The 559-nt window shown below is 62.3% G+C and carries 1 protein-coding gene; it reads right to left on the bottom strand.

Going from position 1 to position 559, the window contains the following annotated elements; genetic code table 11:
• Positions 1 to 559, bottom strand: a 559-nt coding sequence (locus AZ66_RS29490) for a phosphopantetheine-binding protein (protein WP_044358237.1), incomplete at both ends; no start/stop codon positions are given.

The raw sequence follows: 559 nt of genomic DNA, 5'->3' as shown, positions 1-559 counted from the left end.
AGCTTCCAGCCGCTGGCGATCCAGCGTTCCCGTCAGGCGCAGCGCAGCGGGCATATTGTAGCTCAGCTCTGCGCCCTCCAGCTGCTGCAGCACGTACAGCCGTTTTTGCGCGGACGACAGAGGATACGCCGCCTGTAGCGGAGCGGGCACAAGCGCTTCAAAGACGCGCCCCTCCGCCTCCTCCAGTGCAGCCGCCAAGCTTTCGATCGTTGGCGAGAGGAACAATTGCCGCAGCGGCACCTCCGCCTCCAGCGTCTGATGAATGCGCGATACGAGCGTCATTGCCCGGAGCGAATGCCCCCCGATGTCAAAGAAGTTATCGCGAATGCCGACACGCTCCAGCCCCAGCACCTCTTGCCATAGCTGCGCCAGCTTCGCTTCCGTCGTTGTGCGCGGCGCTGCATACTCCGTTCCCGTCTGCAGCATCCCTTCCGGCGCCGGCAGCGCTTTGCGGTCGATTTTGCCGTTGTTCGTCATCGGCAGTTCTTCCAACTGCACGACATACGCCGGAATCATATAGTCCGGCAAGTTCAATCGCAAGGCTTCGCGCAGTTCGGCA

It is taken from the genome of Paenibacillus sp. E194 (assembly GCF_000935845.1).
Lineage (GTDB): Bacteria > Bacillota > Bacilli > Paenibacillales > Paenibacillaceae > Paenibacillus_B > Paenibacillus_B alvei_B.
Note: the sequence above shows the minus strand (reverse complement) of the source record. Positions and strands in the feature narration are given on the sequence as shown.